Origin of the sequence: Endozoicomonas atrinae, from assembly GCF_001647025.1 — a bacterium.
GTDB classification, from domain to species: Bacteria; Pseudomonadota; Gammaproteobacteria; order Pseudomonadales; family Endozoicomonadaceae; genus Endozoicomonas; species Endozoicomonas atrinae.
On sequence record NZ_LUKQ02000204.1, the window covers coordinates 1 to 9729 of the forward strand.

Sequence of the window (9729 nt, forward strand, 5' to 3'; positions counted from 1 at the left end):
GGAAGTGCTTTTGACAACAAGAGCACTGATCCAGAGTAAGGGGCGCTGGGAACAACTTTGGTCTGAGTTCATGACTGGAAAGGTTGAAGCTAACCTATGAGTCAGTTATCAAATTGAGAGAGCACCCTTCCAGAAGGTGCTTTCCGACAATAGGGTACTGTTCCGGCAGGATGTTAAAGCTGGCATGTTTGTGGGCGATGCGTTGTACCGCACCAGTCAGGGCGCCGAGGTTATCGATGTTGGCAGCATAGGCATAGACGGCATTGGCCAGGGCTGCCTGCTGGCGACCGGTTTTCTGATTGGTGGCGTTGAAAATATTCAGCAGTTCCGGATTCTGGCTGAACATCTGCTGATAGAAGTGTCGGGTAATGGTTTCTCCGTGTTCCGCCAGAACCGGGGCCGTGGCTTTGACGATTTGAATCGTTTGTTCACTCAGGCTCATAAAACACCTCCTCCAATGTTATAATAAAGATGCATTTGAAATGCATTTAATAAAAGCGCATTCTATTTACTTCTTTTCATTATGTCTATCTCTGAATGAAACTGACAAAACACACCGACTACGCATTGCGTATCCTGATGTATGCGGCACTTCAACCGGAAGGGCGGTTGCTATCGATTCAGGAGGTAACGGATACCTACGATATATCACGGAATCACGTGATGAAGATTGTCCAGAAGCTGGGGCATGAGGGGTATCTCACTACCATCCGCGGTAAGGGGGGAGGTTTTACGCTCGGTAAGCCACCAGAAGCAATTAACCTGGGTGAGCTGGTCAGGTGTATGGAAACCACGATGAAGGTGGTGGAGTGTGAGCAGCCAAGGTGCAGGATTACATCGGGGTGTGAGTTAAAAGGGGTGATTGCTGAAGCTGTTTCGGCATTTATGGATGTGTTGAACCGATACAGCCTGGCGGATTTGATTGGCAACCGGAAAGAGTTGATTAAGCTTTTGGCTATTGCCTGAGGTGGCTGGGTATTGTTCGATACCCGCTTCCCGCTTCCCGCTTCCCACTTCCCACTGCTATAAGCACACCTCGTTCCCACGGTCCCCGTGGGAATGCATACTGATCCCCGCCGTTAATGGCACAGTTCGCAGTAAACTCCCAAAATCCAGAGTAAAGGCAGGTTGTCGCTCACTCGGCCAGTTCCGGTATGCATTACCACGCAGACCATGGGAACGAGACCAATAAGCTTTTTCTTTTCTCTTCTTTGTGAACTTTGTGTTCTTTGTGGTTCGAAAAAAGTCTTAAGGAAAAAGCCTAGTTATACCGTGTCATTTTGTTTTCGCTGAAGGTTAGCTGATAGTTCACTGCCTGTTCGCCCGGGTCGATAATTTCCAGCCCCAGCCGGATCGGTTGTGCTTTTGGCATTTCATCCGAGCCGGCCAGCTCGCCACCGAGGTATTCCGATGGGGTAAAGGTTCGGTTGGCCACCAGGCGGCCATTGATATCGGTAAAGGTCAGCTTCAGGTCTGGAAAGGGCTGTGGGTGTCTGGCTTCATTGATGATAACGGCATCCACCTGCAGGGCATTGTCATGATCTGGATGGCTGCGAACCACAAGGTCAACGCTTTTAATGGCATTGATATTGACCATGGGCGGGAGTTTGCAGGAAAGCAGGTTGCAGGTCATGGCATAAGCCGGTCGCAGCGCAGGGTTCAGTGACAGCGTATTGCGATTGAACCAGGCAAACTGCAGTGTCAGCAACACCAGCAGACCACAGGCGGCAACCCCCCAGTGGGTTCTTTTCCTGCGGAGCTGTTGTTCATTAATGGTTTCTTCGGTTTCCCGCTGATCCAGCTCGTGAATCAGGGTTTCGATACTTTGCTGGTGGTAGCCATCATACTCTATGGGCGCAGTAGCAACCTTTGCCTTTATGGATGGATCAAGGTCTTTGCTTCTGGAGGCTTCCGGTTGTGCTGAATCCGGCTTTTTTACTGGTTTTTGCTGTTGGACAACCAGTGTTTCCTGGTGCGATTTTCTGGGTTGAGTGGATACCAGAGTTTCTTCACTGTCGGCAGAAGAGGGTGTTTCAGCGGTTTCAACGGAGGTGCTCAATTCCTCCTTTTCTGGTTCTTTCGGGCGCGGTACCTGCTCCATGGCATTAAATACCTGCAGGCATGAACCGCAACGCACCGAACCATTGGCAGCCTTAAGCTGGGCATGGGTAATGCGGAATATGGTCTGGCAGTGGGGGCAAGTGACACTTGACGGCGTCATGTTTACTTTTTACCTGATCTTAAAGCAGCATTTTTTATTAGACCAGAGCCCCCGTACTGAATCCAGTCTAATTGAGAATGCAGGTACTTCAGTTTCTATTTAAGAACCTGGAGTAACCAGTTCTGTCGTACCTGCATTTACATTCATGCCTGCTTATGAGCGTCGCTTGCCAGAGAGCATGGCCCAGCCATCAAAGGTGACTGCTGTATCCATGGCAAACCACTGTTCATAGGTTTGAATTATTTCATCCGCTTGCTCAGCCAGAATACCGGACAGAGCAATGGAACCGCCTTCCCTGGTCAGACTGGCCAGTTTGGGAGCCAGTTGAGTCAAAGGGCCAGCAAGAATGTTGGCCAGTACGACATCTGCCTGATCAGCTGGTTCATCATCCGGCAGAAAAACCTCCAGCTTATCCGTCGGAATGTTATTCCGTTTAGCATTCTCGATAGTGGCTTCCAGTGCCTGTGGATCAAGATCAACGCCGACAGCTGATTTAGCACCCAGCAACAGTGCTGCAATGGCAAGAATGCCTGACCCACAACCATAGTCGATAATTGTCTTTCCGGTCAGATCATTCTGCTGGTCCAGCCACCGCAGGCAGAGTGCGGTGGTGGGGTGCGTTCCGGTACCAAAGGCCAGACCCGGGTCCAGCATCAGGTTAACAGCTTCAGGATCGGGAACCTCCTTCCAGCTGGGGCACACCCACAGGCGGTCACCGAACTGCATGGGGTGGAAGTGGGTCATCCACTCCCTTTCCCAGTCCTTATCTTCAACCAGTTCGACCTTGTGATTAGGGAAAGGGTTCAGTCCGGCATTCTCTTTCAGAAACGGAATGACATCATCGGTACGGGTCTGGGCATCAAACAAGCCAACAACGACGGTGTTGTTCCACAGCGGCGTAGTACCCAGCTCGGGTTCATAGACCGGTTGATCTTTTGCATCCTGCAGGGTTACGGCACAGGCACCTGCTTCCAGAAGCAGGTCTTCCAGAATTTCAGCATGGTCAGAAGTTGTATCCAGTCTGACTTGAATCCAAGACATTGTGTTATCCAGAATGAAAAGCGATAAGAATTCCGGCCTGTTCTTCAGGAAAGAAATTCATGATTCTAGGGCCTGTTGACGTTTCGTTGCATGCTCAGCGAATCAGGGCGCTGCTATGACTAGGCGCGGTATTGCAGGAAGGCTGGTTGCCTTTCAAAATACCGCAACGAAAACATTGGGGTGCCCTGATTCGCCCGCAGGGTGGCTCAGAAAAGCACCATCTGCTTTGTCAGGCTTGCTTGACGTAGAATTACTACGGGCTGCGCAAACCTTTCGCGCATATGACGCTTTTCTGAGACACTGAGTTCACAACGAAACGTCAACAGGCCCTAAGCAGCCTATTGTAGCTGAGCACGGATGGTTCATAAACATACGCTGGCTGAGCATCCGACAAAAATAAAGGCCATACTCCCGGGGGAGATGGCCTTGTATGGAAGCGTAAAACTGGAAATCACTCTGCCAGCTTCTTCTCCAGATAGTGAATGCTGACACCGCCTTCCTTGAAGTGATGGTCAGTCACCAGGTCCTGATGAAGAGGAATGTTGGTTTTGATCCCCTCAATAACGGTTTCATCCAGTGCGTTCTTCATCCGGATAAGGGCTGTTTCACGATCCGGACCATAACTGATGATCTTGGCGATCAGTGAGTCATAGTAAGGAGGAACGCTGTAGCCGTTGTACAGATGACTGTCTACGCGCACACCATTACCGCCCGGTGCATGGAACTGCAACACCTTGCCAGGCGATGGCATAAAGCTTTTTGGATCTTCGGCGTTGATTCGGCACTCAAACGCATGGCCTTTGAGTTCGATGTCTTCCTGGCGAACGCTCAGGGGCATACCGCTGGCAATTCTCAACTGCTCTTTGACAATATCGATGCCACTGATCATTTCGGTTACCGGATGTTCAACCTGAACCCGTGTGTTCATTTCAATGAAATAGAATTCGCCGTTTTCATACAGGAATTCAAAGGTACCAGCACCTTTGTAGCCCAGCTCGATACAGGCACGGGTACAGGCACTGGCCACTTCCTGGCGTTTCTCTTCTGGAATGCCGGGTGCAGGTGCTTCTTCAATAACCTTCTGATGACGACGCTGCAAAGAACAGTCACGGTCACCCAGATGAATAGCATTACCCTGGCCATCGGCGAGTACCTGGAACTCAACATGACGTGGGTTTTGCAGGAATTTTTCCAGATAAACCGTATCATTGTTGAATGCAGCGCCGGCTTCTGATTTGGTCAGGGCTACGGAGCTGATCAGGTCTTCTTCATTGTGGACCACGCGCATACCACGGCCACCGCCACCGCCGGCAGCCTTGATGATCACGGGATAACCGATATCCCGGGCAATCGCCATTGTGCGGCTGTGGTCGTCAGTCAGTGAGCCATTAGAACCAGGCACTGTTGGAACACCGGCTTTCTGCATGGCTTCGATCGCGGAGACTTTGTCGCCCATCAGGCGGATAACGTCTGCTGAAGGCCCGATAAAGGTAAAGCCACTGCGTTCTACCTGTTCAGCAAAATCCGCATTTTCTGACAGGAAGCCGTAGCCCGGGTGAATCGCGGTTGCGTGAGTCACCTCGGCGGCACTGATGATGGCAGGAATATTGAGATAGCTGTCTGCCGGGTTGTTTGGACCGATACAGACAGATTCATCCGCCAGATGCAGATGCATAAGATCCGCATCGGCCTTGGAGTGAACCGCAACGGTCTTGATGCCCAGCTCTTTGCAGGCCCTTAATATTCTGAGAGCAATTTCGCCCCGGTTGGCTATTACGACTTTATCGAGCATAACGCGACTCTCAGGCAATGGTGAACAGGGGCTGATCGAACTCAACAGGCTGACCATTCTCTACCAGAACGGCTTTAACAGTGCCGGATTTGTCCGCCTTGATCTGGTTCATCATCTTCATGGCTTCAACAATGCAGAGCACATCACCTTCTTTAACCTGCTGGCCAACCTTGGCAAATTCCGGTGCATCGGGTGAAGGCGAACTGTAGAAAGTGCCAACCATGGGAGACTTGACCTGATGACCGGAAATGACGGGCTCCGTAACAGCGGCTGGTGCTGCGGCTGCTGTTTCTGCTGTCGGTGCAGCAGCAGGGGCTGGCGCTGGTGCAGCTGCGGGGTAAGCAACAGGTGCTGCAGCTAGAGGAGCACTTTTCGAATAACGGCTGATACGAACGGACTCTTCACCCTCATGGATCTCGAGCTCATCAATACCTGATTCTTCCAGCAGCTCAATGAGCTTTTTTACTTTTCTGATATCCATTGTCAGTCTCAAATGCTTGTACTGGCAGGACTGGCCGGCCAGTGTGGTTGATTTTGCGAAAAATCGTACGTTCGACTCTGCGAGTGCACGATCCCCGATGGTCAGCTTTGTCTGACAGTGCGGTTGTTTAAACGTTATTTAGAACAGCTGCACTGTGATTTAAATGAGTCAGAACGCTGTTGTGTGCTTCTGAACAACGTACTGATGAATAGGTTCGTACTCTTATGGTTCTGGTTGTCTGGCAAGTTGTTCAACCGCTGCAGACAGTGCCAGCTCATAGCCTTTAGGCCCCAGTCCGGCAATGACTCCTTCAGCAACATCACTGAAATAAGAGTGATGACGGAAAGGCTCTCTGCGATGGACGTTCGAAAGGTGTACTTCAATAAATGGAATAGCAACCCCAAGCAGTGCATCCCTCAGCGCCACACTGGTATGAGTGAAAGCGGCCGGGTTGATGATGATAAAGCGGACGCCATCCTTACCTGCCTGATGAATACGGTCTATCAGGAGGTGTTCTGCATTGCTTTGAAAGCTTTCCAGCTGAAGGCCTTCATCAGTAGCCAGTTGGACAAGGTTCTGGCAGATCTGTTCAAGTGTGGTTGCACCGTATACGCCGGGCTCACGGGTGCCCAGCAAATTCAGGTTTGGACCATTGAGCACAAGAATGTCAGCCATGTTTATCCTCTTAAAGACCACCATTGTCACCGTTGCGACCCTGCCCAATGGGAGGGGACTTCAGCATTCAGTCTGAACTGCACCGTTGACTTCGAAGTACATTGACATCGTTACTGATCAGGCATTTTGCCCCATTGTCAAGAGTGCGTCCAGTTTGTGCGTGTTACAGGAGGTTAACGACAGTTACGAAGCATTTCATGCCTGTTTCAGACATGTTCAAACATCTGTTGTTGTTCCGGAGGCTTTAAGGAGTTCTGTCAGCTTTTGATGCAGCTGCAGAGCGGTGATTTCACCCTGGGATTTCAGTACAGGCAGCTCATTCCCACTGGCATCAAAAAACAGCATGGCTGGTGGGCCAAACAGTTGATGTTGATTGAGAAACTGCTGGTGTTCCGACGTGTTGTCCGTGATATCCAGCTTGATCAGGGATATTGCCGCGAGCTGGTCAGTGACCAGCGGGTCAGGGAAAACGGTCCGCTCGATGATTTTGCAGGATATACACCAGTCTGCATAGAGATCAATCAGGGCGGGTTGATTGTTCAGGGCCGCATCGGCCAGCAGGTTATTCAGTTCATTCAGTGTTGTTACCGTCTTGAAGCCGGAGTTCACTGTCTGTTCAGTGACGCTTTCTGCTGAAGTGCTGTTCTTACTCATTAACGGTTTCAATGGGTCACTATTGCCCATGGCAGCGCCAATAATCAGGCAGGTTCCATACATGAGGCAGAGTATGCCGACGGTCTGTCGGAGCTTCTGGCGGGCTTCATTCAGATTGGTATGAAGCGCGCCCAGGAATACACCACTGCCAATAAGCAGAGCTCCCCACAGGAAGAGCGTGGCTGATGGTGAGATAACCCGTTCCAGCATCCAGATGGCGACACCCAGGAGTAATACGCCAAAGAATGAGCGAACACCATTCATCCAGGCACCGGATCTTGGCAGCCAGTGTCTTCCGCCTAAAGCCATAACAAATAAGGGAATGCCCATGCCCAGACCCAGGGCAAACAGCGTCAGCCCGCCAAAAAGGGCATCACCGGTTGAGCTGATGTAGACCAGCGCACCGGCGAGGGGGGCTGAGACACAGGGTGAAACCACCAGTGCAGACAACACTCCCATCACAGCAGCTCCCGATAAGCTGCCTGAATGTTGCTGATTGCCACTGAGTTTGTCCCGAACTCTGGTGGGCAGCTGTAACTCGTAAAAGCCAAACATGCTCAGGGCGAGGAGTACGAAGAGTATTGCCATTGGAATCAGCAGCCATGGGGACTGGAGCTTTGCCTGAAGGTTCAGGCTGGCACCAAACAGTCCCATCAAGGTACCTGCGATGGCAAAGGTGGCTGACATGGTGAGTATATAGGTCATCGTCAGGGCAATGGTTCTGGCTTTACTCTGTGCCTTGGCTCCCAGGATCAGGCTCGACAGTATCGGGAACATGGGAAGTACACAGGGCGTCAGGCTGAGGCCAATACCCGCCAGAACAAAAAGTAGCAGTGCGATGGGCAGGCTGTTCTGTTCCAGCTGCTGCTGGAAGGCATTCCCTGAGTCTGATGCCTCCGGGCGGTTAACACTGGCGGAAACTGGTGAGTCACTGGCTTCCACCTGGGTAACCAATGGAATGACAACTTTATGGGGTGGGTAACACAGTCCGGCTTTGGCGCAGCCCTGGAAGCCGATTTCCAGTTCAGGCAGGCTGCCAGAGTGGTTGGCAGGAAGGTTGATAACAAAGTTTTCGCTGAATATTTCCAGCTCTTTATTGTAATAAGGGTCAAAAATCTCTTCACCGGCAGGATAGCCAGCGGCATCCAGATTTGAGATGTCGGTTACCGGTGCAAAGGTGAAACGGTGTTTATAAAGGTAGTGCTCGGGTGTCACAGCAACATCAATGATTGCCTTACCCTGCTCAATCCGCCCGGTGAATTGAAAGGCATCTTCAACCGGAAGAAAATCCTGGTTTTCATTGGACTCTGCCCCGAATAACTGGCTCAGGTTTGCCTGGGCAGGCAATGAGATGAACAGACCCAGTAAAAGGGGCCAGATTAAACGAAGATGACGTCTTGGCATATAAGCTGATGTTTATAATGGCGAATGCTATTTATTGTGCAGTGATATATCAGAGATGCAAGTAGAGAAAAGAAAACCGCTGAAAGGAGTGGAAAAGCTCAGGCCGGAGCCTGAGCGGCAAGATAGATCAGCCTTTGTAGTTGGCGGCAGATTTCTTGATGACTTCCATGGCTGCTTCGGAACCTTCCCAGCCATCAATCTTGACCCACTTGCCTGGCTCAAGATCTTTATAGTTTTCAAAGAAGTGCTCAATCTGCTGGAGCAGCAGAGCTGGCAGATCAGTGTATTCCTTCACATCTTTATAGATCGTGGACAGCTTGTCGTGAGGAACGGCAATCAGTTTCTCGTCACGGCCACTTTCGTCAGACATGTTCAGCATGCCGACAGTACGGCAGCGAATGACTGAGCCCGGGATAACCGGGTAGGGAGTAACAACCAGCACGTCCAGAGGGTCGCCATCGTCAGCCAGGGTCTGGTTGATGTAACCGTAGTTGGCTGGGTAGAACATTGGGGTTGCCATGAAGCGGTCAACCAGGATGGCATCCATATCCTTGTCAACTTCGTACTTGATTGGCGAAGCGTTGGCAGGAATCTCAATAATTACGTAGATATCTTCTGGCAGGTTTTTACCAGCAGGAACAGATGAAAAGCTCATTGACAGTCAATCTCTGTTGGGGTCAGTTTGAAATTGCTGCGTATTATATAGAGTTTGTCACGCTTTTTTCCACTTGTAAGGGGGATGCCCCTTGCTAACCTGAGGATGAACCTCGTTCTGGCCCTATGACATTGGCTATTTCCGGCTATTTATACTCTGCTATCTGTTTGATTGAGGGCTAGAATTAAATAAGTGTCAGTCGCGGGCGTGAGAGGGATTCCTATCCCGAAGGAGGTGATTGTGAGATCGATTACTGTTGAAGATTGCATGACCCCCAAAGTTGTTACCGTTTCTCCGGATATTCAAGTTGCTGAAGCCATTCGTATTCTGCTGCAACACAATATTACGGCAGCACCGGTGGTCGATAATGAAGGAACGCTTATCGGGATTCTTTCAGAATCAGACTGCCTGGAAGGCACATTGAATGGCAGCTATTTCTCTCAGGATGCGGGGCTGGTGCGTGACTATATGACTACTCAGGTTGTCACCGCTGACCCTAAGGAAAATATTATTACAGTATATCAGCGGTTTATGACAGATAAGGCCTACCGAGTCCCGGTTGTCTCTGAGGGAGGTCTGGTGGGAATACTCAGCCCCAAAGATCTGATGTCTGCCGTTCTCGAGTTTTATGAGCGCCCGGTGGACTCCGCGTAATCGGTAATAGACTTTCCTTTAATTAACGCCATGTGCGACTTTTAGGTTTGCATAAGGAGACATGACTGAACCTGCTTTCTGCTATTAAAAGCAGTAAAAAGCAAAAAAGAAGGTTTCAGTCATGCCCGTTGAAGAGTTTATCACTACAGTCT

General features: G+C 50.5%; 10 protein-coding genes. 2 read left to right on the forward strand and 8 right to left on the reverse strand.

Features of this window, described 5'->3' with window-relative positions:
* Positions 1-94: 94 nt before the first annotated feature.
* Positions 95-442, reverse strand: a complete 348-nt coding sequence (locus AK963_RS21075; RefSeq protein ID WP_066017396.1) for a globin domain-containing protein — start codon at positions 440-442, stop codon at positions 95-97.
* 95 nt (positions 443-537) lie between these two features.
* On the opposite strand from AK963_RS21075, the gene AK963_RS21080 reads away from it, so the two are divergent.
* Positions 538-966 carry an Rrf2 family transcriptional regulator gene (locus AK963_RS21080; RefSeq protein ID WP_066017397.1) on the forward strand — a complete coding sequence of 143 codons (429 nt, stop codon included), beginning with the start codon at positions 538-540 and terminating at the stop codon, positions 964-966.
* A 295-nt stretch (positions 967-1261) separates the two neighbouring features.
* Here AK963_RS21080 and AK963_RS21085 read toward each other — a convergent pair whose 3' ends face one another.
* From AK963_RS21085 to ppa, 7 genes are all read right to left on the reverse strand, one after another.
* Complete coding sequence (locus AK963_RS21085; RefSeq protein WP_083232822.1) at positions 1262-2221, reverse strand: DUF3426 domain-containing protein; 960 nt, start codon at positions 2219-2221, stop codon at positions 1262-1264.
* A gap of 153 nt (positions 2222-2374) precedes the next feature.
* Complete coding sequence (prmA, locus tag AK963_RS21095) at positions 2375-3262, reverse strand: 50S ribosomal protein L11 methyltransferase (RefSeq protein ID WP_066017400.1); 888 nt, start codon at positions 3260-3262, stop codon at positions 2375-2377.
* 451 nt (positions 3263-3713) lie between these two features.
* Positions 3714-5054: an acetyl-CoA carboxylase biotin carboxylase subunit gene (accC, locus tag AK963_RS21100; RefSeq protein ID WP_066017401.1), complete on the reverse strand. Its 1341-nt coding sequence runs from the start codon at positions 5052-5054 to the stop codon at positions 3714-3716.
* 10 nt (positions 5055-5064) lie between these two features.
* Positions 5065-5535 carry an acetyl-CoA carboxylase biotin carboxyl carrier protein gene (gene accB / locus AK963_RS21105; RefSeq protein ID WP_066017402.1) on the reverse strand — a complete coding sequence of 157 codons (471 nt, stop codon included), beginning with the start codon at positions 5533-5535 and terminating at the stop codon, positions 5065-5067.
* Positions 5536-5757: 222 nt separating this feature from the next.
* Positions 5758-6210, reverse strand: coding sequence for a type II 3-dehydroquinate dehydratase (gene aroQ / locus AK963_RS21110; RefSeq protein WP_066017403.1), 453 nt, complete (start codon positions 6208-6210; stop codon positions 5758-5760).
* Between the two features lie 216 nt (positions 6211-6426).
* A complete protein-coding gene (dsbD, locus tag AK963_RS21115) occupies positions 6427-8268 on the reverse strand; it encodes a protein-disulfide reductase DsbD (RefSeq protein WP_066017404.1) in 1842 nt (613 codons plus the stop codon).
* Between the two features lie 127 nt (positions 8269-8395).
* Positions 8396-8923, reverse strand: a complete 528-nt coding sequence (gene ppa / locus AK963_RS21120; RefSeq protein ID WP_066017405.1) for an inorganic diphosphatase — start codon at positions 8921-8923, stop codon at positions 8396-8398.
* Between the two features lie 240 nt (positions 8924-9163).
* Between ppa and AK963_RS21125 the strand changes: the two genes are divergently transcribed.
* Positions 9164-9577, forward strand: coding sequence for a CBS domain-containing protein (locus AK963_RS21125; protein ID WP_139117569.1), 414 nt, complete (start codon positions 9164-9166; stop codon positions 9575-9577).
* Positions 9578-9729: the final 152 nt, after the last annotated feature.

What these genes read in the sequence shown, in the direction of transcription:
- AK963_RS21075 (WP_066017396.1), bottom strand. Translation starts at nt 442, where the DNA reads ATGAGCCTGAGTGAACAAACGATTCAAATCGTCAAAGCCACGGCCCCG.
- AK963_RS21080 (WP_066017397.1), top strand. Translation starts at nt 538, where the DNA reads ATGAAACTGACAAAACACACCGACTACGCATTGCGTATCCTGATGTAT.
- AK963_RS21085 (WP_083232822.1), bottom strand. Translation starts at nt 2,221, where the DNA reads ATGACGCCGTCAAGTGTCACTTGCCCCCACTGCCAGACCATATTCCGC.
- prmA (WP_066017400.1), bottom strand. Translation starts at nt 3,262, where the DNA reads ATGTCTTGGATTCAAGTCAGACTGGATACAACTTCTGACCATGCTGAA.
- accC (WP_066017401.1), bottom strand. Translation starts at nt 5,054, where the DNA reads ATGCTCGATAAAGTCGTAATAGCCAACCGGGGCGAAATTGCTCTCAGA.
- accB (WP_066017402.1), bottom strand. Translation starts at nt 5,535, where the DNA reads ATGGATATCAGAAAAGTAAAAAAGCTCATTGAGCTGCTGGAAGAATCA.
- aroQ (WP_066017403.1), bottom strand. Translation starts at nt 6,210, where the DNA reads ATGGCTGACATTCTTGTGCTCAATGGTCCAAACCTGAATTTGCTGGGC.
- dsbD (WP_066017404.1), bottom strand. Translation starts at nt 8,268, where the DNA reads ATGCCAAGACGTCATCTTCGTTTAATCTGGCCCCTTTTACTGGGTCTG.
- ppa (WP_066017405.1), bottom strand. Translation starts at nt 8,923, where the DNA reads ATGAGCTTTTCATCTGTTCCTGCTGGTAAAAACCTGCCAGAAGATATC.